The sequence below is a fragment of the Pannonibacter phragmitetus genome (assembly GCF_050510895.1).
GTDB lineage: Bacteria > Pseudomonadota > Alphaproteobacteria > Rhizobiales > Stappiaceae > Pannonibacter > Pannonibacter phragmitetus_B.
The window spans coordinates 1,955,292-1,978,959 of the sequence record NZ_JBNINT010000001.1 but is presented as its reverse complement, the minus strand read 5'-3'; the positions used below and the strand labels follow the sequence as shown (position 1 = coordinate 1,978,959).

At 61.2% G+C, this 23,668-nt stretch carries 16 protein-coding genes and 2 pseudogenes; 12 read left to right on the top strand and 6 right to left on the bottom strand.

Annotated features, from left to right (window positions below; genetic code table 11):
• Positions 1–514: 514 nt before the first annotated feature.
• Entirely contained in the window at positions 515–4,225 is a 3,711-nt protein-coding gene (locus tag ACQB61_RS09280) for a vitamin B12-dependent ribonucleotide reductase (RefSeq protein ID WP_430512405.1), read from the bottom strand.
• Positions 4,226–4,905: 680 nt separating this feature from the next.
• Here ACQB61_RS09280 and ACQB61_RS09275 point away from each other — a divergent pair.
• Positions 4,906–5,649 (top strand): response regulator, encoded by a 744-nt coding sequence (locus ACQB61_RS09275; protein ID WP_430512404.1) that lies wholly within the window; start codon positions 4,906–4,908, stop codon positions 5,647–5,649.
• Positions 5,650–5,828: 179 nt separating this feature from the next.
• Positions 5,829–6,215 (top strand): NADH:ubiquinone oxidoreductase subunit NDUFA12, encoded by a 387-nt coding sequence (locus tag ACQB61_RS09270; RefSeq protein ID WP_430512403.1) that lies wholly within the window; start codon positions 5,829–5,831, stop codon positions 6,213–6,215.
• A gap of 390 nt (positions 6,216–6,605) precedes the next feature.
• Here ACQB61_RS09270 and ACQB61_RS09265 read toward each other — a convergent pair.
• Positions 6,606–7,324 (bottom strand): annotated as a pseudogene (locus tag ACQB61_RS09265) (alpha/beta hydrolase).
• Positions 7,325–7,641: 317 nt separating this feature from the next.
• On the opposite strand from ACQB61_RS09265, the gene ACQB61_RS09260 reads away from it, so the two are divergent.
• The 9 genes and pseudogenes from ACQB61_RS09260 (at position 7,642) to tenA (ending at position 15,929) form a co-directional block, all read left to right on the top strand.
• Positions 7,642–8,811, top strand: coding sequence for a cysteine desulfurase family protein (locus tag ACQB61_RS09260; RefSeq protein ID WP_430512402.1), 1,170 nt, complete (start codon positions 7,642–7,644; stop codon positions 8,809–8,811).
• Positions 8,812–8,967: 156 nt separating this feature from the next.
• Entirely contained in the window at positions 8,968–10,440 is a 1,473-nt protein-coding gene (gene sufB, locus ACQB61_RS09255; RefSeq protein ID WP_430512401.1) for a Fe-S cluster assembly protein SufB, read from the top strand.
• A gap of 84 nt (positions 10,441–10,524) precedes the next feature.
• Positions 10,525–10,956: a hypothetical protein gene (locus tag ACQB61_RS09250; RefSeq protein ID WP_430512400.1), complete on the top strand. Its 432-nt coding sequence runs from the start codon at positions 10,525–10,527 to the stop codon at positions 10,954–10,956.
• A 42-nt stretch (positions 10,957–10,998) separates the two neighbouring features.
• Positions 10,999–11,754, top strand: coding sequence for a Fe-S cluster assembly ATPase SufC (gene sufC / locus ACQB61_RS09245; protein WP_019965739.1), 756 nt, complete (start codon positions 10,999–11,001; stop codon positions 11,752–11,754).
• 16 nt (positions 11,755–11,770) lie between these two features.
• On the top strand, positions 11,771–13,078 hold the full coding sequence (sufD, locus tag ACQB61_RS09240) for a Fe-S cluster assembly protein SufD (RefSeq protein ID WP_430512399.1): 1,308 nt from the start codon (positions 11,771–11,773) through the stop codon (positions 13,076–13,078).
• Between the two features lie 26 nt (positions 13,079–13,104).
• Positions 13,105–14,364 (top strand): cysteine desulfurase, encoded by a 1,260-nt coding sequence (locus ACQB61_RS09235; RefSeq protein WP_430512398.1) that lies wholly within the window; start codon positions 13,105–13,107, stop codon positions 14,362–14,364.
• A gap of 10 nt (positions 14,365–14,374) precedes the next feature.
• Positions 14,375–14,761, top strand: coding sequence for an SUF system Fe-S cluster assembly protein (locus ACQB61_RS09230; protein WP_430512397.1), 387 nt, complete (start codon positions 14,375–14,377; stop codon positions 14,759–14,761).
• A gap of 100 nt (positions 14,762–14,861) precedes the next feature.
• Entirely contained in the window at positions 14,862–15,239 is a 378-nt protein-coding gene (locus tag ACQB61_RS09225) for a HesB/IscA family protein (protein WP_430512396.1), read from the top strand.
• 28 nt (positions 15,240–15,267) lie between these two features.
• Positions 15,268–15,929 (top strand): annotated as a pseudogene (gene tenA, locus ACQB61_RS09220) (thiaminase II).
• Between the two features lie 25 nt (positions 15,930–15,954).
• Here tenA and ACQB61_RS09215 read toward each other — a convergent pair.
• The 3 genes from ACQB61_RS09215 to parE all read right to left on the bottom strand — a co-directional run bounded on the left by ACQB61_RS09215 (position 15,955) and on the right by parE (position 21,259).
• Positions 15,955–17,022, bottom strand: a complete 1,068-nt coding sequence (locus ACQB61_RS09215; RefSeq protein WP_430512395.1) for a GGDEF domain-containing protein — start codon at positions 17,020–17,022, stop codon at positions 15,955–15,957.
• Between the two features lie 274 nt (positions 17,023–17,296).
• Entirely contained in the window at positions 17,297–18,910 is a 1,614-nt protein-coding gene (locus tag ACQB61_RS09210) for a DEAD/DEAH box helicase (RefSeq protein ID WP_430512394.1), read from the bottom strand.
• Between the two features lie 249 nt (positions 18,911–19,159).
• Positions 19,160–21,259: a DNA topoisomerase IV subunit B gene (gene parE / locus ACQB61_RS09205; protein WP_430512393.1), complete on the bottom strand. Its 2,100-nt coding sequence runs from the start codon at positions 21,257–21,259 to the stop codon at positions 19,160–19,162.
• A 980-nt stretch (positions 21,260–22,239) separates the two neighbouring features.
• Between parE and ACQB61_RS09200 the strand changes: the two genes are divergently transcribed.
• Positions 22,240–23,094: a tetratricopeptide repeat protein gene (locus tag ACQB61_RS09200; protein ID WP_430512392.1), complete on the top strand. Its 855-nt coding sequence runs from the start codon at positions 22,240–22,242 to the stop codon at positions 23,092–23,094.
• Between the two features lie 208 nt (positions 23,095–23,302).
• Here ACQB61_RS09200 and ACQB61_RS09195 read toward each other — a convergent pair whose 3' ends face one another.
• Complete coding sequence (locus tag ACQB61_RS09195; RefSeq protein WP_430512391.1) at positions 23,303–23,608, bottom strand: hypothetical protein; 306 nt, start codon at positions 23,606–23,608, stop codon at positions 23,303–23,305.
• Between the last annotated feature and the right edge of the window lie 60 nt (positions 23,609–23,668).

The window sequence follows — 23,668 nt, the reverse complement described above, 5'->3', positions numbered from 1 at the left end:
GTAATGTGTAAGGCAGCGAATTACAAAAACCGTGTGGACCGAATGACCTGCCAGCATCCAAATTTTAGGCGACTTGAGAAGATCTCCCTTGCTACTCAATCAGCTGCCTTAAATGTCGGCATGCCGACGTCGGCACCTAGTTACAGGATGAGACCAGTTACACCCACACAAGTTGGACACATGGGTTACGATGAAAACATGTCCGCTTTTCAGGATCAGAAACGGGCGACGGAACAGCCGGAATGGAAACGCGAAGCTGCAAGTGATTGCGACCACTCCGAGTGTCTGTTCAGGGCCTTGAGCGCCAACCCAATCAATGCCTAAGAATGTCAGCTAGCCGCAATTTTGAGCGCAAACCTTCAGTTCGGTGACGTCCCGAAACCATCAATCCTCCTAAACAAAACCCGCCCGATCGTCTCCGATGGGCGGGTTTCGTGTTTCAGGGCCGTTTGAGCCCCTTATTGGCCTAAATTGGCCATCCTATGCGTCTCGGGACAGGGACAAACCTCGCCCCTCAGCTGCACCCGCTCGTGGAACCACACGTGTCACACTTCAGGCATGTGCCGTTGCGGACCATGGTGAAGTTGCCGCATTCGGAGCAGCTTTCGCCTTCGTAGCCTTTCATCCGGGCCTGGGCGATGCGCTCGGCGGCGGAAGAAGGAGAGGCCTGCGGGGCAGGGGCGGTTTCGAGTTTGACGGCCAGTTCCGTGTTGCCCGAGCGGGCAAAGGCGGTGGCGACGGCGGAGGTCTGTGCCACAGGTGCCGTTGCGGTGCCCTTCACGGCCGGAGCTGTGCCATGCGCTGCGCTTTGACCGGCGAGCGAGCCGGCCGGTTCGCCGCTGGCGGAGACGAGGCGGAAGCGCTCGGTCTGGCCGCGCACGAGGCCGTGGGAAACGACGCCCTGTTCGCCGCGCCCTTCGCTGGCGCCCGCGCTGATGCCGGTGTTGCCGATGGCTTCCGGCGGCACGTGCGCAAGGTCATGACGGCCCAGGTAGGAGACGGCGAGCTCGCGGAAGATGTAGTCGAGGATCGACGTGGCGTTCTTGATCGCCTCGTTGCCCTGCACCATGCCCGCCGGTTCGAAGCGGGTGAAGGTGAAGGCGTCGACATATTCCTCCAGCGGCACACCATATTGCAGGCCGAGCGAGATGGCGATGGCGAAGTTGTTCATCAGGGAGCGGAAGGCGGCGCCTTCCTTGTGCATGTCGATGAAGATCTCGCCGAGGCGGCCATCCTGATACTCGCCGGTGGTGAGATACACCTTGTGGCCGCCGACGCGGGCCTTCTGGGTGTAGCCCTTGCGCCGGTCCGGCATCTTCTCGCGGGCACGGACGGCGCGCTCGATGATCCGCTCGACGATGCGCTCCGCGATGACTTCGGCCTTGGCAGCGGCGGGCTTGGCGGCAATCGCCTCGGCGGCCTCTTCCGCGTCCTCGTCCTCATCGGCGATGAGCTGTGAGTTCAGCGGCTGGGACAGCTTGGAGCCGTCGCGGTACAGCGCGTTGGCCTTCAGCGCCAGCCGCCAGGACAGCATGTAGGCTTCCTTGCAGTCGTCAACGGTTGCCTCGTTCGGCATGTTGATCGTCTTGGAAATGGCGCCGGAAATGAAGGGCTGGGCCGCCGCCATCATGCGGATGTGGCTTTCCACCGAAAGGTAGCGCTTGCCGGTTTTGCCGCAGGGGTTGGCGCAGTCGAAGACCGGGTAATGCTCCTTCTTCAGGAAGGGCGCGCCTTCCAGCGTCATGGCGCCGCAGACGTGGATGTTCGCAGCTTCGATCTCGGCCCTGGAGAAGCCGAGGAACGGCAGCAGCTCGAAGGCCGGGTCGTTCATCTGCTCCGCCGTGACGCCAAGGGCGGCCATCTGCTCGTCGCCCAGCGTCCAGCGGTTGAAGACGAACTTGATGTCGAATGCCGACTTCAGCGAGCCCTTGAGCTTGGCCAGGCTCTCCTCGGTGAAGCCCTTGGCCTTGAGGCTGGACGGGTTGACGCCAGGTGCCTGATCCAGCGAGCCATGGCCGACGGCATAGGCCTCGATCTCGGCGATCTCGCTCGGCTTGTAGCCCAGCACTTCGAGGGCTTCCGGAACGGCGCGGTTGATGATCTTGAAATAGCCGCCGCCAGCCAGCTTCTTGAACTTCACCAGCGCGAAGTCGGGCTCGATGCCGGTGGTGTCGCAGTCCATCACCAGGCCGATGGTGCCGGTGGGGGCAATGACGGAGACCTGCGCATTGCGGTAGCCGTGCTTTTCGCCCAGCTCCAGCGCCCGGTCCCAGGCCAGCTTCGACCGCTCAATCAGCACCTTGTCCGGGCAGGAGGCATGGTCCAGCGGCACCGGATTGGTGGACAGCGCTTCATAGCCCGCTGCCTCGCCATGGGCGGCGCGGCGGTGGTTGCGGATGACGCGCAGCATGTGGGCGGCGTTGTCGCCATAACCGGGGAAGGCGCCCAGCTCACCGGCCATTTCGGCGGAGGTGGCATAGGACACGCCGGTCATGATGGCCGACAGGGCACCGCAGAGGGCGCGGCCCGCATCGCTGTCATAGGGAATGCCGGAGGTCATCAGCAGGCCGCCGATGTTGGCATAGCCAAGGCCGAGGGTGCGGAAGCGGTAGGACAGCTCGGCGATTTCCTTCGACGGGAACTGCGCCATCAGCACGGAGATTTCCAGTACCACGGTCCACAGGCGCACCGCATGCTCATAGGCGTCCACGTCGAAGGAGCGGTCCTCGCGGCGGAACTGCATCAGGTTCAGGGACGCCAGATTGCAGGCCGTGTCGTCCAGGAACATGTATTCCGAGCAGGGGTTGGAGGCGCGGATCTCGCCGGAGGCCGGGCAGGTGTGCCAGTCGTTGATGGTGGTGTGATACTGGATGCCGGGATCGGCCGAGGCCCAGGCGGCATAGCCGATCTGTTCCCACAGCTCGCGCGCCTGCAGCGTCTTCATCACCTTGCCGTCCTTGCGGGCGGTCAGGTCCCAGGTGCCATCATCCGTCACGGCCTTGAGGAAGCCGTCGGTCACGCGCACGGAGTTGTTGGAGTTCTGGCCGGCAACGGTCAGATAGGCTTCCAGATCCCAGTCGGTGTTGTAGGCGGGGAATTCGATAGAGGTGTAGCCCTGACGGGCGAACTGGATGACGCGGCGGATGTAGTTTTCCGGCACCATCATCTTCTTGGCAGCGCGGATTTCGCGCTTCAGCGCCGGGTTCTTGGCCGGGTCGAAGCAGTCGCCATTGTCCGCCTCGCAGTTGACGCAGGCCTTCATGATGGCGGTCAGGTGCTTCTGGCAGATCTTCGAGCCGGTGACGAGGGCGGCCACCTTCTGCTCTTCCTTGACCTTCCAGTTGATGTAATCCTCGATATCCGGATGGTCCACATCCACGACCACCATCTTGGCGGCGCGGCGGGTGGTGCCGCCGGACTTGATGGCGCCCGCAGCCCGGTCGCCGATCTTGAGGAAGCTCATCAGGCCGGAGGAGCGGCCACCGCCGGACAGTCTCTCGCCTTCACCGCGCAGACGCGAGAAGTTGGAGCCGGTGCCCGAGCCATATTTGAACAGGCGCGCCTCACGCACCCACAGGTCCATGATGCCGTTCTCGTTGACGAGATCGTCCTCGACGGACTGGATGAAGCAGGCGTGCGGCTGCGGGTGCTCATAGGCGGTGGCGGACTTCACCAGCTCGCCGGTCTGGAAATCGACATAGAAGTGGCCCTGGCTGGGGCCGTCGATTCCATAGGCCCAGTGCAGGCCGGTGTTGAACCACTGCGGGCTGTTCGGCGCCACCTTCTGGGTCGCCAGCATGAAGCGCAGTTCGTCGTAGAACGCCTGGGCATCGGCTTCGCCGTCGAAATAGCCGCCCTTCCAGCCCCAGTAGGTCCAGGTGCCGGCAAGACGGTCAAAAACCTGGCGTGCGTCGGTCTCGGAGCCGAAGCGCTCGCCCTCGGGCAGGGCCTCGAGAGCGGCGATATCGGCCTCGCGGCGCCACAGCCAGGAGGGAACGGTGTTCTCTTCCACCGGCTTCAGGCGGGCCGGAACGCCGGCCTTGCGGAAATACTTCTGGGCGAGAATGTCGGAGGCGACCTGCGAGAACTGGGCCGGAACCTGAATGTCCGCGAGACGGAACACGACGGAGCCGTCCGGATTGCGGATCTCGCTCGTGGTCGTGGTGAAGTCGATCTCAGCGTAAGGGGACTGTCCATCCTTGGTGTAACGCCGTTCAATCCGCATTCCCATGCCCCCTTCATCGTGCTGGCCCGGCAGGTGATCCGCCTAGCGTCAGGCCACAATAATCCGTTGCCCGGGCGCAGCCGCATCCCGGACGTTCAATAGTGCCGCAACCCTGTCAATCGAGGCCCGGTTCAGAGCCGGGCTCACTCTTTCAGTGAGGAATTCCTGATCCTGCCAAACTCGTGGCCTGCCACTGGTGTTTCCGCATGCGGACGGCCAGAGACCAGATGCCATGATGTCCTAGCTGCCAGCGCAACCGAAAGCGGCGCGCGGGAGGCCGCTGCCGCTGATCCATGATGCTGCCGGAAACCGGTTCTACTGGGCGGAAACAGACGTCAGCCTGCCCGCCGGAACACTCATCGTGACGTCCCGGACATTAGTGTGAATCATCGGTTACCGTCAAGTTTGGGAGACTATCGCTTGTGTGTAAAAGTTGCCCGGCAATCTAAATCTAGTAGCCCTTGTGGAAATCGGGGAGAGCGGGGAAAGCCGTGATTTGATGTGCATAATTGCATTTGTGCATCAACTGTGACGGCGCCCGGCTGCCGTCACAGCAACACCTGCCATCCTGCTGATTGATGATGACAATTTGACGAAAAGGCAGGCCTGCCGCTTGAAGGCCGCTTAAGCGCGCCATGCGACAAGGGAGGCGGTAGATCTCCGGCAGGGGCCCTTGTTTCATGTCCAATCATCATGCGGCTTATGGTCTGTCCTTCGAGGAACTCGACGTGGTTGTCGTCGAGGATTCAAGGCAGATGCAGACGATTCTTCGCTCGATACTTTTGAGTTTCAAGGTCGAGCGCGTGCGTGTGTTCGACACGGTGGATGCGGCGCTGGAGTCGATGCTCAACGAGCCGCCCAATCTCATCATCTCCGATTGGCGCATGGAACCGGCAACCGGCTACCAGATGTTGCGGCTCATCCGTCACAAGAACATGGCACCGCTCTGTTTTGTGCCGCTGCTGTTCGTCACCGCCCACGGCACGCGGGCCTTTGTGGAGAAGGCTTTCAGGGCCGGGGCGCATCATCTGTTGGCCAAGCCCGTGTCGCCCTCGATGATCCACGGCCGGCTGAACTGGCTGCTCAATGACGCCAGGCAGCTGATCCCTGACAAGAACGGCTTCTATTCCATTGAGGGCGTTGGACTTTTGCTGGAGCAGCAGGCCGACAAGATGAAGACGCTGGATGGCGCGCGCGCCTATCATCAGCGGGCGACGCGCCGCTATCAGGAGGTCCGTGAAACGGTCGACCATGTGTTCAATGAGGATGGTTCGATTGCGGCGGCAGCTCTTGATTCGCAGGCCGGACGCATGGCAGCCGTTGCCCGGATCGCCCAAAGACCGGGAGCAAAGCCTGCGCCGGAGGAGCCGGTGCCACCAAGCTTGGGTCCCAGATTTGCCGCGTTGCGCAAGGCTCTGGGCTAGATTCAGCGCGCGGCTGTGGTTTTCTGTTGTGGCACTGCGGCGAAGGGGCGCAAAATGCCGCAGCCGTGTGGACGGGCCGGAGAATTCCGGCTACATGTTGCCGCAACATCGGGCTGCTGCGGCAGCCAGTCCTTTTCGGGGGCGGCAAGTGGTCCGCCCGATTCTGGAGCAGACAGCGGATGAAGACCCTTCTCCTGCAGATCTTCACCTGGTGGAACGGCCAGACCATGGGCACCCGTTTCTTCACCTGGCGCAAGGGCGAACTCGTCGGCAAGGACGAATTCGGCAACACCTATTACAAGGAGCGGGGCGGCAAGAAGCGCTGGGTCATTTACAATGGCCTCGCCGAAGCCTCTATGATTCCTCCGGGCTGGCATGGCTGGATGCATCACCGCGTCGATACGCCGCCGACGGAAGAAAACTATCACGCCAAGTCCTGGCAGGCGCCGCACCACGGCAACCGCACCGGCACGCCAGATGCTTACCGTCCGAAGGGCTCCATCCTGACCCCGGAAAAGCGCCCGCAGGTGACCGGCGACTACGAGGCCTGGACGCCGGGCCAGTAAGCTGCGCGTTACTGCTTGAGTTTGAAGAACCCGCTGGTTTGATCCGGCGGGTTTTTTGTTGTGCGCGATGCGCAGAGGGGGCTGTAAGGGGCTCCGTGCCTTCTATCTCGCCTGGGCCGTCACCCCGGCCATCGAGCCGGGGACCACTCGCTTCCAGAGCGGTGATGACATGTTTCCAACGCTGAGGTCCTAGAGGCTGCTGCACGGCTCGGCGCAACGGTAGAGCTCTGCAAATGAGTGGCCCCCGGCTCGCGCTCCGCTTGGCCGGGGTGACGGCCGAGCGGAGGCAGGGGCCTCGCCCCCGCACAACAAAAAACCCGCCAGATCGCTCTGACGGGTTTTGCGGATTTTCATGCGTCCTGAACGGCTTTCGCCGGACCCATGACGGAATCAATCCTCGTCTTCGTCCAGATCTTCGGCGAAGTCCTCGCCGGTATCAGCCGGCGGGGGCGGCAGGACGGGGAGGGCGTCAACGCCGAGGCGCTTGTCGAGATAGGTTCCGCAGCGCAGCATCAGTTCCTCGACGCTGTTCTCGAAGAAGTGGTTCGCGCCGGGGATCGTCTCATGGTCGATGACGATGCCCTTCTGCGTCTTCAGCTTGTCGACGAGGTTCTGCACGTCCTTCTGCGGCACCACCTTGTCGTTGTCGCCGTGGATGAGCAGGCCGGACGACGGGCAGGGGGCGAGGAAGGAGAAGTCGAACAGATTGGCCGGAGGGGCAACCGAGATGAAGCCTTCTACTTCCGGACGGCGCATCAGAAGCTGCATGCCGATCCAGGCGCCGAATGAGAAGCCGGCAATCCAGCAGCCACGCGCATCGGGATGAACCGTCTGCACCCAGTCGAGGGCTGCGGCGGCATCTGACAGCTCGCCCTGGCCATGATCGAAGGAACCTTGCGACCGGCCGACGCCACGGAAGTTGAAGCGCAGCACGGCAAAGCCACGCTGTGCGAACATGTAATACAGCTGGTAGACGACCTGATTGTTCATCGTCCCGCCGAACTGCGGATGCGGATGCAGCACCAGTGCGATGGGCGCGTTCCGCTTTTGGCGGGATGGAAACGGCCTTCCAGACGTCCGGCTGGGCCGTTGAAAATCACCTCGGGCATGAAGCGCGATGTCCTTTTCTCGCTTTCCGGGCCTTTGGGTCCGGAAAAAATGAGGAATTAGTAAGTGGAATCCCTGAGCAGGAAACTTGACTCTGAGGTTCCGAGTTTCTAAAAGCTTCTTTAGAATGCTTCAAATTCGAATGCGGCTCCGCAGAGCGTGCCAATTCGAATTCGGGCGCTTGGCGCACTTATCATCATGTAGGCGGGGAATTTCAAGTTTTCCGTTGACTTGACTTGAAAAAGAGGCGCTACCGGCCTTGTTCGAATGCCAGCAGGCAAATAGGGCAAACTAGGCTGAATGGAGTTGGAACCGGGCCATGAACGGCGGAACCGAGCGTCTTTATCTGGATCATAATGCGAGCACGCCGCTGCGTCCGCAGGCGCTGGCGCGCATGGTCGAGGTGCTGGGCGTCACGGGCAACCCGTCGTCCGTGCATGGGGAAGGGCGCAAGCTGCGCGGCATCGTCGAAGATGCGCGCGAGGCGCTGGCAGCCATGTGCGGCGTCAAGGCCCGCTCCGTCATCTTCACCAGCGGCGCGACGGAAGCCAATGTTCTGGCCCTCAGCCCGCGCTGGCAGGGCAATGACGGCCCGGTCTATCTGGACCGCCTGTTGATGTCAGCGGTCGAGCATCCGAGCGTGCGCGCTGGCGGGCGCTTTGCCGCACGTGAGATTTCCCACATCGGCACCGATGAGAACGGCGTTCTGCGCCTTGATCATCTGGACGAGCTGCTGGCCGCCGGTGGTCCGGCGCTTGTGTCGGTGATGGCGGCGAACAATGAAACGGGCGTCATTCAGCCTCTTGCCGAAATCGGCGCAAGGGTGAAGGCCGCTGGCGGCATCTTCCATGTGGACGGCGTGCAGTTCGGTGGCCGCCTGCCAGTGGATATTGCTGCATGGCAAGCCGATGCGGTGAGCCTTTCAGCGCACAAGATGGGCGGTCCGCAAGGCATTGGTGCGCTCGTGCTGCGCAGCTCTGCGCTGGCGCCTGCGCCCCTGCTGATCGGCGGCGGGCAGGAGCAGCACAGGCGTGCAGGCACCGAAAATGCCGCAGCCATTGCCGCTTTTGGTGCCGTTGCGCGCGATGGCTCCACAATGCTTGAGGAATTTGCAAGTCTCGCAAGGCTTCAGGGGCTTCTCGAAGAGGGATTACGCCTTATATCTGGGTCAACGGTGGTGTTTGGCGCGGACGCGCCCCGCCTTGCGAACACGACGTGTTTTGCCGTTCCGGGCGTTCCGTCCGAAATGGCACTTATGGCTCTGGACCTCAACGGCATCGCCCTTTCCTCTGGCTCGGCCTGCTCTTCCGGCAAGGTCGGTGCGTCGCACGTGCTCACCGCCATGGGCGTTGAAGAGGAATTGGGACGCTGCGCACTGCGGGTCAGCCTTGGCTGGACGACACAGGAATCGGACATCGCCCGCTTCCTCGAGGTCTGGGGCAGGGTGGCGGCCACGCTCAATCCTTCGGCAACCGGCAAGGCAGCTTGAAGATACGGCTTTGAAATTTCCCCGAACGGGGCCTGAAACCGCCCCCGGCCAGTTTTGCGCCGGCGGGCTGAACCTGAGATGACCCGGCCACCGTATAACGGGGGCTGGGAAGATGGACCGCCCCGGACTTGAGGGCGGCGGAATGGAGACAAAGACATGCCCGCTGTGCAGGAAACGATCGACCGGGTCAAAGCGATTGACGTCGACCAGTACAAATATGGCTTCGTCACCGACATCGAGTCGGAAACGGCGGCAAAGGGCCTTTCCGAAGAGACCGTGCGCTTCCTTTCGGCCAAGAAGAACGAGCCGGAGTGGATGACCGAGTGGCGCCTTGATGCGCTGCGCCGCTTCCAGACCATGGAAGAGCCGACCTGGGCCCGTGTCAGCTATCCGCCGATTGACCTGCAGGAGCTTTATTACTGGTCCGCGCCCAAGTCCGTCGAAGGGCCGAAGAGCCTTGACGAGGTGGACCCGGAGCTGCTGAAGACCTACGAGAAGCTGGGCATTCCGCTGCGCGAGCAGGAGATCCTCGCCGGCGTCGAGCCTAAGAACCGTGTCGCCGTGGATGCCGTTTTCGACAGCGTGTCGGTGGTCACGACCTTCAAGGACGAGCTGAAGAAGGCGGGCGTCATCTTCTGTTCCATCTCCGAAGCCCTGCGTGAGTACCCGGACCTGGTGCGCAAGTATCTCGGCTCCGTGGTGCCGGTGACGGACAACTACTATGCGACGCTCAACTCGGCGGTCTTCTCCGACGGCTCCTTCGTCTATGTGCCGGAGGGCGTTCGCTGCCCGATGGAACTGTCCACCTACTTCCGGATCAACGAGAAGAACACCGGACAGTTCGAGCGCACGCTGATCATCGCCGACAAGGGCGCTTATGTGTCCTATCTGGAAGGCTGCACCGCGCCGCAGCGCGACGAAAACCAGCTGCATGCGGCTGTCGTCGAGCTGATCGCGCTTGATGACGCGGAGATCAAGTATTCCACCGTCCAGAACTGGTTCCCCGGTGACAAGGACGGCAAGGGCGGCATCTATAACTTCGTCACCAAGCGTGGCGACTGCCGTGGCAAGAACTCCAAGATCTCCTGGACGCAGGTGGAAACCGGTTCGGCCATCACCTGGAAGTACCCGTCCTGCATCCTGCGCGGTGACAATTCGCGTGGCGAGTTCTACTCGATCGCCGTTTCCAACGGCTATCAGCAGGTGGACAGCGGCACCAAGATGATCCACCTCGGCAAGAACACGTCGAGCCGCATCATCTCCAAGGGCATTTCCGCCGGCAAGTCGCAGAACACCTATCGCGGCCTCGTCTCGGCGCACCGCAAGGCGTCCAACGCCCGCAACTTTACCCAGTGCGACAGCCTGCTGATCGGGCAGGACTGCGGCGCGCATACGGTGCCCTATATCGAGAGCAAGAACGCATCGGCCATCTTCGAGCACGAGGCCACCACCTCGAAGATCTCCGACGACCAGATGTTCTACTGCCTCGCCCGCGGCCTTTCGCAGGAAGAGGCGGTGGCGCTGATCGTCAACGGCTTCGTCAAGGACGTGATCCAGCAGCTGCCGATGGAATTCGCCGTCGAAGCCCAGAAACTGATCTCGATCAGCCTCGAAGGCAGCGTGGGGTAACTTCTTTCTTTCGTCATCCTCAGGCTTGTCCCGAGGGTGACGAAACTAGACTTGCTGTCTGCATGTTGAACGGGATGTAGCGTGATGACTGCGGAGCGCATCGATAAATTAAGTCGGTTGAAAGTTTACGGTCGATACTTGGATGTTGTCGATGCAATATGTTCTATATTGAAGGAAAGCTCTTGGTCTAAGAGGGTATTGGTTCATTGGAGATACGATCAATTAGAGGTCGTAGTCCCCAATGAATTTATTGGGCCAATATATACTTTTCGATGGAGTGCGGGGGAGGTGACTTTCACTGATGAGACACTTCTTCGGATACAGGACGATGCCTGCTCGATATCTTACGATCTTTCCAAAGACACGTTTGACCTTGATATTGTTGTGTCTGACATAGTCTATGCGATTGAGTGGCGATTTGAAGATGCCTTAAAGCGAGCTAGACGTGAGTGGACTGTGAAAAATCTTGAGTGGTCTGCGATTGATAATGATCTGGCCCCGGATGTTGATGAGTAACAAACAGGACTTTACGTTCCTACTGAAATGAGGACCATCTCAATGCTTGAGATCAAGAACCTGCACGCCCGCATCGCCGAAGACGGCACCGAGATCCTGCGTGGCATCGACCTGACCGTGAAGGCAGGCGAAATTCACGCCATCATGGGCCCGAACGGCTCCGGCAAGTCGACCCTGTCCTACATCCTGGCAGGCAAGGAAGACTATGAGGTCACCGAGGGCGAGATCCTGTTCAACGGTGAGAACCTCCTGGAGATGGAAGCTGACGAGCGTGCGGCTGCCGGTGTGTTCCTCGCCTTCCAGTATCCGATCGAGATCCCGGGCGTTGCCACGATGGAGTTCCTGAAGACCGCCCTCAACGCACAGCGCAAGGCGCGCGGTGAGGCCGAGCTGTCGGTTCCGGACTTCCTGAAGCTGGTCAAGTCCAAGGCGGCTGACCTCAATGTCACCATGGACATGCTGAAGCGTCCGCTCAACGTCGGTTTCTCCGGCGGCGAGAAGAAGCGTTCGGAGATCCTGCAGATGGCGCTGCTCGAGCCGAGCCTCTGCGTGCTGGACGAGACGGACTCGGGCCTCGATATCGACGCCCTGCGCATCGTGTCGGAAGGCGTCAACAAGCTGCGCTCCCCGGAGCGCTCGATGATCGTCATCACCCACTATCAGCGCCTGCTCGATCATATCGTACCGGATGTCGTCCACGTTCTGTCCAAGGGCAAGATCGTCAAGACCGGCGGCAAAGAACTGGCGCTTGAGCTGGAGAAGAACGGCTACGCCGATTACGTCGGCGCAGCGGCCTGAGCCACGGGGAGTGACCATGACTGCGAACCTGCGTGTCGTCTCGACACAGGCCGAAACCGATCTTGAGGCGCATTTCGATGCGCTCAAGGCGGGTGGCGCCGATCTGATCAGCTTGCGGGAAGCCGCCTTCGCCCGCTTCCGGGCAACGGGCCTGCCGCACCGGCGGATCGAGGAGTGGAAGTACACGGACCTGCGCGCCTTCCTGAAGAGCTACGCGGCCCCGGCAGCCGCAGCTTCCCTCGATGCGGTCAAGGCGGCCCTTGCGGGAGCCGAGACCTATGCGGAACTGGAGCGCCTGCGCATCGTGCTCGCCAACGGGCGTCTTGTGGCCGAAGTCTCGGATCTGGCGAAGCTGGAAGCCGCTGGCGTTGAAGTTTCAGACTTCAACGATGCTGTGAAAAATTCTTCGCAAGCCCTTCTTTCCAATCCGGAAATCGCCGGAGTTAATCCGGCACTTGAACTCAATACGGCACTGCTGCAGGGCGGTGTGGTGCTGAAGGTCAAGGCAGGCACCGCCGTCGAATTGCCGGTCGAGATCGTGCATCTGGCGCTCGGCGGCGCGGTCTATGCCCGCGTGCGGACGGAGCTCGGCAAGGGCGCGAGCCTGACCCTGCTGGAGAGCTTTGTCACTGCCGGTGAGGATGCAGTGGTCAATGCCGTGTCCGATCAGGTTCTGGCCGATGAAGCTGCGCTGACCGCGACCCGGCTGATTGTGGGGTCTGGCCGTGCGCCGCATATCTCCAGCACCTTCTCGCATCTTGGCGCAAAGGCGGAGTTGAAGACGCTTGGCTTCATTGCCGGGACCGACTTTGCCCGCAACCAGTCCTACGTCACCTTTGGCGGAGAACATTCCGCGGCCAAGCTCTACGGCGTGACCATGGTGCGCGGCCAGCAGCTGGGCGACCAGACGCTGGTGGTGGACCATGCGGTGCCCAACTGCGAGAGCCGGGAGTTCTTCAAGACGGTGATCGACGCCGGTGCGAAGGGTGTTTATCAGGGCAAGATCATCGTGCGGCCGCACGCCCAGAAGACGGACGGCCAGATGATGACGCAGGCGCTGCTGCTGTCCGAAGATGCCGAGATGGCCAACAAGCCGGAACTGGAAATCTTTGCTGATGACGTGCAGTGCGCCCACGGCGCGACGAGCGGCCAGATTGATGAAGACCTGCTGTTCTATCTGCGCGCCCGCGGCATTCCGGAAGCGGAAGCCCGCACGCTGCTGGTCCTCGCATTCCTGTCGGAAGCCATCGAGGAATTCGGCAGCGAGAGCGTGACCGAGCTGCTGGAGACCCGCGTGCGGGATTGGCTGGCTATCGCCGGCTAACCTCAAGCTGCTGTTGATTGGAGAGAATGATGACCGCCAGCCAGATTGTTGCTGCTGCCCCTGCCACCGGCTATGACGTTGCCGCCGTGCGTCTTGATTTCCCGATCCTGTCGCGGGAAGTCTATGGCAAGCCGCTCGTCTATCTGGACAACGGCGCTTCGGCGCAAAAGCCGCAGGCGGTCATCGATGCCATGGTGAAGGCTTATTCGCAGGAATACGCCAATGTGCACCGGGGACTGCATTTCCTCTCCAACGCGGCGACCGAGAATTATGAAGCTGCGCGCGAGACCGTGCGCCGCTTCCTCAATGCCGGATCGGTGGACGAGATCGTCTTCACCCGCTCAACGACCGAGGCTATCAATCTCGTGTCCTACGGCCTTGGCCCGGATACCTTTGGTCCGGGCGATGAGATCGTTCTCTCTATCATGGAGCATCACTCCAACATCGTGCCCTGGCACTTCCACCGCGAGCGCAATGGCGCGGTGCTGAAGTGGGTCTATGTGCGCGAGGATGGCTCCTTCGATCTGGAAGCTTTCGAGGCGGCCCTGACGGAGCGTACCAAACTGGTCGCAGTCACTCACATGTCCAACGTGCTTGGCACTGTGGTTCCGGTGAAGGACATCTGCCGCATCGCCCGTGAGCGGGGCATCATGGTGCTCGTGGATGGTAGCCAGGCTGCCGTGCATATGCCCGTCGATGTGCGTGACATCGACTGCGACTACTATGTGCTGACTGGCCACAAGGTCTATGGCCCGACCGGCATCGGCGTGCTCTATGGCAAGCCGGAGGCGCTGGACCGTCTGCGCCCGTTCTGTGGCGGCGGCGAGATGATCGCGGATGTGACCGAGGACATCGTCACCTACGCCAAGCCTCCGCACCGGTTCGAGGCAGGTACGCCGCCCATCGTTCAGGCGATCGGCCTTGCCGCTGCACTTGACTACATGGACAGCCTTGGCCGTGAGAACATCGCCCGCCATGAAGCGTCTCTGTTGAGTTATGCTACTGAGAAGCTGGCCGGGTTTAACTCCCTGCGCATCTTTGGATCAGCGCCGGGCAAGGGCGCGATTGTCTCCTTCGAGATGAAGGGCGCACACGCGCACGATGTGGCAACCGTGCTGGACCGGGCGGGCGTCGCGGTGCGGGCCGGAACCCACTGCGCCCAGCCGCTGCTGGCCCGCTACGGCGTCACCTCCACTTGCCGCGCCAGCTTCGGCCTTTATAACACCTTTGAGGAAGTGGACGCCCTTGCGGCCGCACTGCAGAAGGCGCAGGACTTCTTTGCTTGAGGATCGACCCATGAACGATAGTCCCGCTCACGTTTCCGCTGAGCCGGAAACCGCCGCCGAAACCACGGCCTCTGCCATTGCGCCCGATGAACTGGCGCGGATGACCGATGACATCATCGCGGCTCTGAAGACCGTCTATGATCCGGAAATCCCCTGCGACATCTACGAGCTTGGCCTGATCTACAAGGTCGATATCGAGGATGACCGCTCGGTGAAGGTGGACATGACGCTGACCGCGCCGGGGTGCCCGGTGGCCGGAGAGATGCCGGGTTGGGTGGAGAACGCCATCAGCGCTGTGCCCGGCATTGGCGCCGTGGATGTGAGCATGGTGTTTGACCCGCCGTGGACGCCGGACCGCATGTCCGAAGAGGCCCGCGTCGCGCTCAACTGGTATTGAGCGCGCGCCGGGGAAGCGGCCGGTTGGAAAGCTGAGCGCAATCCCCATATAATGCTCAAGAGCTGACTTGAAGGGGGATTCCCCGCAAAGGAACGATCCCATGGCACTGGCCCGCAAAATGCAGATCATGAAGGTGAGCCCGGCAGCCGCAGAGCGCGTGCGTGAGCTGGTAGACGGGGCGGATGAACCCAAGGCCGGCCTGCGCATCAGCATCAAGAAGGGCGGCTGCGCCGGCATGGAATATGCCATGGCGCTTGTCGACAGCGTTCAGCCGGGGGATGACGTGATCGAGGCGGACGGCGCGAAGGTCTTCATTGATCCGTCAGCGGTTCTTTACCTGATCGGCAGCGAGATGGATTTCGAGACGACGAAGTTCCGCTCCGGCTTTGTCTTCCGCAATCCCAACGAGGTTTCATCCTGCGGCTGCGGCGAATCCGTGTCGCTGAAGGCTGCCGACCCGGCCGCTCTTTCCGCCTGACCCGCCACGTTCACCCGGAAGGCTGATCATGAGCTTCTTTGCACGCCTGCGTGAGGCGGCCGGTCCTGACTGGACGGCCTATGTCGAACACCCCTTTGTCCGCCAGATGCAGGACGGCACGCTGCCGCAAGGCGCCTTCCGGCATTATCTCGTACAGGACTATCTGTTCCTCATCCAGTTTGCCCGCGCCTATGCGCTGGCCATCTACAAGAGCCCGACCCTTGGCGACATGCGTCATGCGCTTGCCGGGGTGAAGGCCATTCTCGACATGGAGATGGATCTTCACGTCGAGCTTTGCGCAGGCTGGGGTCTTTCACGCGAGGATCTGGAGAAGGCGCGGGAAGAGCGCCAGACTATGGCCTACACCCGCTTCGTACTGGATGCGGGCGGGCAGGGGATCTGCTGGATCTTCTCGTTGCGCTGGCCCCTTGCGTTCTGGGCTATGCCGAGATTGGCGCAAGGCTCTCCAAGACGCCGTCAGGTGCAGACCCTCAAAATCCTTACGCCCGCTGGATCAGCGAATATGCCAGTGATGCCTATCAGGATGTCGCTGGCAGCTTTGCCGCCTGGATGGACCGTCTTGCGGCCGACTATGAGACACCGGCACGCAAGAAGCGGCTGGAGCATCTGTTCCGGCAGGCGAGCGTTCTGGAGGCTGATTTCTGGCAAATGGGGCTGGATCGCGCTTGAAGAGAGCGCGGTCCGCTGCAGGATGTCAGGCGACGCGGCTGTCTGCCTGATTGGCGGCAAGCTCTTTGCTCTGCAGGCTGCGAACGGCATTCCGGCCGCTGTGCTTTGCGGCATAAAGGGCGGCATCAGCGCGGCCGATGATCATCTGGCTCGTGTCGCCGCCTTCATAAAGGCTGACGCCAATTGACAGGGTCAGCCGGCCGAGATTTTCACCGGTCGAGCGTTTCACCAGCTCCTTGCCCATGACAGCCTTGCGGATCTGCTCTGCAACCTGCATGGCATCGCCAATCTGTGCTTCAGGCAGGATAATGGCAAATTCCTCTCCGCCATAGCGGCAGGCGATGTCCTGGCCCTTGATGCTCTGCTTCACTGCGAGGGCAACAAGGCGCAGCACCTGGTCGCCGGTCTGATGGCCAAACCGGTCATTGAAGCTCTTGAAGTGATCAATATCCGTCAGCAGCAAGGCAAAGCCTTCGCCGGACCGTTTAGCAAGCTCGATGGCACGGTCAATGGCAAGGTCGAAATGCCGCCGGTTGCTGAGCGTGGTCAGCTCGTCGGTGAGGGACTCGTAGCGGATCGCCTCAAGATTTTCTTTCAGCGACCGGATCTGCCGGTTGGACTCCAGCAGCTGACTTTCCAGATTGCGGTTGGCGGCGATCGCGGCGTGGGTTGCCTTGACCATGGCAGATGTCAGATCGAGCAGATTCTCGTCGGTCAGCGTCTCGTGCAGCCGTGTCAGAACATTGTCGAGGGCTCTCCCGAAGTCAGACGTCGCATCGGTGCTGATGCGGATCGCATCGACCAAGTCCTGAACTTCTTCGGCAACGCGGGTTCCGACTTCGTCAACCCGGTCACCAAGCCGGTTGGGAGACAGGAAACGCGCATAGATCCGCTGCAGATCGTCGGCTGAAATAGAGCCTTTCGTCGCGATCAGATCGTTGATCGCGCGATTCAGCGCCTGATTGAATCCCGCCGCGTATGTATACCATGTTTCGTAATTGCGCGGATGGGCTGGAATCACATTGCGTCGAATGTAAGAGAGCGCCGCTTCACCATAAGTGATGGTTCTCTTGAAATCCTCCACATCTGCCATCCTGGCCCCCACCCGAAAGAGCGTCGCTTTCTAAGCGGACGCTTATATATGTTGTAATACTAGTATTATGTAATTTAACGCTGGGTTAAATTACGCATAATTCCGGCGCAGCAGCCCCGCAGTCTACTGTTTAAAATGCTTACCTTACGGCTATGTTCCGCAAGAGGCAGCCGCCAGAAATACTTGGCGGCGGCAGAATTCGTTCAGCAGAACGCCGCCGCTCTGTTCATACCCAGATCCGGCGGCGCGATTGCTTTTTGTTTGCTGTCCCTGCTCAGGACGCCTTTTTGGCGCGCGGATCCCGGAGCAGGAAAGCTGGAATATGGTCACCCAGGCCAATGACCGGCTGGTCATCATCCTGATGACGGCCACGGCGGTTGTTGCCGCCATTGCGGTCACGCTGCGGCTGATTGCGGTTGCTGTCGCGTGTGTGCCGGTCGTTGCGCTCGCGCCCGGATTCCTGCTGTTGCGGCTGAGGCTGCTGCGGAGCAATGCGCGGCTGCGGTGCATCTTCCGCCATCACGGCCGGTGTAGCATCTTGCACTTCAACAGTCTCGCTCTTGCGCGGACGGCGGGTGCGTGTGCGGGCCGGTGCCTTGGTCTCAGCATCACCAGCGGCTTCCTCACGCGGGCTTTCTTCCGGCGCGGCATCCTGCGTGCGGCTGCCGCCACGGGGACGGCGGGCAGGGCGCTCAGCCTTGGCGCCGCCGGAGCGTGCGGCCTTACGGCGCTCCTTGCGCTCTGCAATGGCAGCCTCGAAGTCCAGCGGTTCACCCAGCCAGTCGATGCTCTTGCCGATGACCTTCTCGATGGCGGCCAGATATTTCTGGTCGTCACCGTCAACCAGCGTGTAGGCAACGCCGAGGCGTCCGGCACGGCCCGTGCGGCCGATGCGGTGGACATAGTCTTCCGCATGGATCGGCACATCGAAGTTGAACACGTGGCTCACATCCGGAATGTCGAGGCCACGGGCCGCCACGTCGCTGGCGACGAGCAGCTTCAGGTTCCCCTTGCGGAAATTGTCCAGCATGGTCATGCGGGTGCGCTGGTCCATGTCGCCATGCAGCGCGCCGACATTGAAGCCGTGCCGTTCCAGCGAACGGAACAGGGTGGCCACGTCAACCTTGCGGTTGCAGAAGACGATGGCGTTCTGCAGGTCTTCGGCTTGAGCGAGAAGATCGCGCAGGGTCTGGCGCTTCTCGTAATCCTCGCTGCCGGTCGCCACCAGATGCTGAGTGATGGTCGAGGACGTGGAAGAGCGTGTTGAAACTTCAACCTTGGCCGGATTCTGCAGGAAGGTTTCCGTCAGGCGCTGGATTTCCGGCGGCATGGTGGCCGAGAAGAACAGGGTCTGGCGGGTGAACGGAATGAGCTTGCAGATGCGCTCGATATCCGGAATGAAGCCCATGTCCAGCATGCGGTCGGCTTCATCGATCACGAGAATTTCCACGCCCTGCAGAAGCAGTTTTCCGCGCTCGACGTGATCCAGCAGTCGGCCAGGGGTCGCGATCAGAACGTCGGCGCCACGGTCAATCTTCTTATCCTGTTCGCCAAAAGAAACACCACCGATCAGCAGGGCCACGTTCAGCTTGTGGTTCACGCCGTATTTTTCGAAGTTCTCCTGAACCTGCGCAGCGAGTTCGCGCGTCGGTTCAAGGATCAAGGTGCGGGGCATACGAGCGCGGGCGCGGCCCTTTTCCAGCAAGGTGAGCATCGGCAGCGTGAACGAAGCCGTCTTGCCGGTACCGGTCTGGGCGATGCCCAAGACATCGCGCCGCTCCAGCACGTGGGGAATGGCGCCCTTCTGGATGGCAGTCGGTTCGGTGTAACCGGCAGCGGTAACTGCCTGAAGGACTTTCTCGCTGAGGCCGAGAGTGTCAAATGACATTGAGAACGGGATCCGATTCTGGGTCGCTGTAGCTGGACGGACCCAAGCCGTGCCCGGGTCCGGAATTGGCGCCACCCTACAGTTAAAGGCCCCATTGTCAATGTTTTCCTGATGTTTTGACCCTGGAGCAGCCTTGTTATTGCTAACAGGCGTCCAGTTGGGGCAAATCAGCAGGCGCCCGGGTGCTTGCCTCTCATTGCAAATGCAGCCTCTCGACTTTGCTGGCTGTGCGAAGCGGGTGCTTCAAACTCAAATGTCGAGGTCATGCGCGAATTCTGCGCGGTCCTGGATGAAGCGGAAGCGGGCTTCCGGCTTGTTGCCCATCAGCTGCTCAACGGTGTCACTGGTGTCCGCCTCGTCACCTTCCACCACTTGCACCTTCAGCAAGGTTCGCTTGGACGGATCCATTGTGGTTTCCTTGAGCTGGCCCGGCAGCATTTCGCCAAGGCCCTTGAAGCGGCCGATCTCGACCTTGCTCTTGCCCTTGAAGACCGTCGCCATCAGCTCGTCCTTGTGCTCATCCGTGCGGGCATAGATGGTCTTGCCACCTTGCGTCAGGCGGTAGAGCGGCGGCACGGCGAGGTAGAGGTGGCCGTTGTGGATCAGCTCCGGCATCTCGCGGTAGAAGAAGGTGATCAGCAACGAGGCGATGTGCGCGCCGTCCACGTCGGCGTCGGTCATGATGATGACCTTCTCGTAGCGCAGGTCCGCGTCCTTGTAATGGGTGCGGGTGCCGCAGCCGAGCGCCTGGATCAGATCTGCCAGCTGCTGGTTCGCCACCAGCTTGTCGCGCCCTGCATTGGCGACGTTCAGGATCTTGCCGCGCAGGGGCAGCACGGCCTGATTGTTGCGGTTGCGGGCCTGTTTGGCGGAGCCACCGGCCGAGTCACCCTCGACGATGAACAGCTCCGTTCCTTCCGACTGGTTGGCCGAACAATCTGCCAGCTTGCCCGGCAGGCGCAGCTTGCGTACGGCTGTCTTGCGTGCAACGTCCTTCTCCTGGCGGCGGCGCAGGCGCTCTTCCGCCCGGTCGATCACCCATTCCAGCAGTTTGTTGGCCTGGGTCGGCGAGGCGGTCAGCCAGTGGTCGAACGCATCGCGCAGCGCGTTTTCAGTGATGCGCGTTGCCTCATTCGTGGCCAGCTTGTCCTTGGTCTGGCCAACGAATTCCGGTTCGCGGATGAAGACGGACAGCATGCCGGCCGCCGAGGTCATGATGTCTTCGGAGGTAAGGATCGCGGCCTTCTTGTTGCCAACGAGGTCAGCATAGGCCTTGAGCCCGCGCAGCAGGGCATAGCGCAGCCCTGCCTCGTGAGTGCCGCCCTCCGGTGTCGTGACGGTGTTGCAGTAAGAGGAAAGGAATCCGTCACCAGCAAACCAGGTCACGGCCCATTCCACGGCACCATGCTTGCCGGGCTGGCCCAGCTTGCCGGCGAAGATGTCGTCAATGACCTTGCGTTCCTTGCCGAGCTTTTCGGCAAGAAAGTCCTTCAGGCCGCCGGGGAAGTGGAACACGGCCTCGGCGGGTGTCTTGTCCTTCTCGTCCAGCAGGGCCGGGTCACAGTGCCAGCGGATTTCGACGCCGCCGAACAGATAGGCCTTGGACCGGGCCATGCGAAGCAGGCGCGCGGGTTCGAACTTTGCTTCCTTGCCGAAAATCTGCCAGTCCGGCTTGAAGCGCACCAGCGTTCCGCGCCGGTTCTGCACGTCGCCGACCAGTTCCAGCGGCCCGACCGGTTTGCCGCGCTGGAAGATCTGCCGATAGAGTTTGCGCGCCCGCGCCACCTCGACCACCATCTCCTCGGAAAGGGCATTCACAACGGACGAGCCCACGCCGTGCAGGCCGCCCGAAGCCTCGTAGACCTTGCTGTCGAACTTGCCGCCCGCATGCAGCGTCGTCATGATGATTTCGAGGGCGGACTTGTCCTTGAACTTCGGATGCGGATCGACGGGAATACCGCGGCCATTGTCCGTGATGGTGATATAGCCATCGGCACCAACGGCAACGTCGATCCAGGTGGCGTGCCCGGCCACCGCCTCGTCCATCGAGTTGTCGATGATTTCGGCAAAGAGGTGATGCAGCGCCTTTTCATCCGTGCCGCCGATATACATGCCCGGACGGCGGCGGACAGGCTCCAGGCCTTCCAGCACCTCGATGTCGGCGGCCGTATAGTCGTCGCCGCCTGCGGAGCTGCGTTGCGATGCGGTGCTTGCTGCTTCAGCCGGTGGTGTCACGGCTGCAGGCGCGGGCGCAAGGGATGCTTTGCTGGCCGCCTTGGGGGCTGCCTTTGCCGGCGCACTCCCTGCCGCTGCTGCTGATCCTGCGAAGAGATCCTCGTCTGCGCTCATGCCGTTTCCATGTTCCATAGTCTGTGGGGCAGGCCCTTGCGTCGGAAGCAAATGGCCGTGCCGTGTGTCCGGTTCCCGTTGCCGGAGCCCGATCTCGCTATTGTCCGATTCGGCGCGATTGTCTCAGCCGCCAGTCTGCGGCGAAAGGGGAAAGCCCCGGAACCACGCGGATTTCCAACGAAACGGCGCCTTTGAACGGTCTGGGCAACCGAATGTCAACCGCTTTTGTCCAAGGTGGGCGCAAGGGCCGTCCAGCCCTGTGCCAGTCCCTGCCATGAAACAGCAAAAGACACCATGCAGCCATGAATGGTTGTCCGGCTTGTCTTTCAAGGAAGCGTGCTGGTGGCAGGAGGTGGCAGAAACCTTGAGTTTTGCAGCGCTCAGGTGGGCAGGACGGGGCAAAAAACAGACGCGAGTCTGTGGCGCCGCCGCAACAGTCAGACGCGATGTGATGCGCTATGACTTGTGGCGCCGGAATTGCCGCCGTTCAGCCATGATTGGGCTCCACCCCTGTCTGGCAAGGACGTGCAGAGCGGTCTTCATCAACTGGCAACAGCCCATCTTAGGGGCGCGTCGCAAGCATGAAGATCGAGGCAGTCAGGCAGGTATACGCATCGCTGTGTATGCATTTGGATCAGGGGTTTGGTGTGCGCGTTAACTTTGCGTTGAGCAGGACAGGGAATGACGGGATGGCATCCCAAGTCTGTCTTTACAGCGGTGAAACGCACTCATCCTTCTTTGGTTCCATCTCCAGCAGATTTTTTTCCGATGGCACTGCAGCAGCCAGCTTGAGTGTAGATCGCCCAAATGCTGCCGGCCCAAATGCTGCCGGAATGCCGGGCTATTTTCTTTTCCATCGAACACACACACGGCCAGCGCTGCACAGCGCCACGGGCAAGGCAGTCAAGTTTGCTGCCAGCCGCGTTGAAGCTTTGGCCGGAAACGGTGCGCCAGTCCGCACCAAGGTGAGATCCAGAGTCATGCGTATCTTGCGGAATCTCGTCCAGATCGCTGGTTTGCAGCTTATGCTGCTGGTGCCTGCTCATGCTTTCGATGGAACGCCCGCCAGCAATGAGCAGATCACGCCGGAGCGCATGACTGCAAGCGAGGCGCTTCGTCTCGGCGCCCGGAAATACTATTCCGGTGACAAGCAGGCTGCAGTCGACTCCCTGCGCTATGCGGCCGAGAACGGCCAGCCAATGGCGGCCTGGAAGCTGGGTCAGATGTATGCAGCCGGCGACGGTGTTGCCGAGGACGACTACAAGGCTTTCGAGTATTACAATCAGGTTGTGACACTCTATGGCGACGAAAGCCCCACCTCGTCACAGGCTCCTTTTGTCTCCAGCGCCTTCGTGGCGCTTGGCAAATATTACATGACCGGCATCAAGAACACGCAGGTCAAGGCCAATCCAGCCCGTGCCCGTCAGATCTTCACCCATGCGGCCTCCTATTTCGGAGATGCGGAAGCCCAGTATGAGCTGGGGCAGATCTACCGCGAGAACAACGACCTGATGGCGGTGCGCTGGTTCAACCTGGCTGCCCTCAAGGGGCACATCGGAGCGCAGGCGCTGCTGGGTGAGACCCTTTTCAATCTGGCCGATTCACTGGAAAACCGTGAACGCGGCCTGATGTGGATGACTATAGCCCGCGCTCATGCGGCTGAAGAAGGCGTTGGCGATCTGGGCTGGGTCGTCGAAATGCAGGAACGGTATTTCTCGCTGGCGAGCGAAGATATCCGCCGCTCCGCCGCCCGCCGCGCCGATGCCTGGCTGGCCAAGCATGAGCCGATGCGTGTGCCTGCTGCTGAGGCTTTGAGCGCTGCGACGCTTCGATAGTTTTTGGCAGACCGTGCATCCCGGGCTCTTCAGGCCGGACGTTGCGACGCAAAGGCCCGAAGTGGCATTGTGCTTGCTGACAAGCCACTGGCAGTGACGAAAGCTCAAGGCCCCTTGCCAGAATTCGTTTTCCGAATTGTTCGGTGAATGCCACAGAGATCCAGACGGACCCGTCTTTGGATTGCCTGCGCCTTGGATGGTTTGCTGTCTAGTGCGTAACCGTGATGGCCTCTGTCGCAAAGGCAAGCGCCCATTGCTTGTCTGGAACGCTCATGGGTGCCTTTGCGCTGGGGCAGGGGTCCTTGGTCACCTCCCATGACGTGACGTTCTGTGCCATTACGCATTGGGCAAGGACGCCACGCAGGCAGATCACGTCACCCACATGGAAGTTCTGCTGGTTGGCCTTGCAGATGCAGTTGACCTTCGGCTTCTCTCCGGCGCCTGCGGGCAGCGGAAAGACTGCGGCAATCAGGAGGGGGAACAAGGCCCCGAGGATCAGGTGACGTGTGTTCATTCAAGCAGCGTAACATGAGCTTGACGTGTATCAAGCGTGCTGCCCACTCCTTACGGTAAT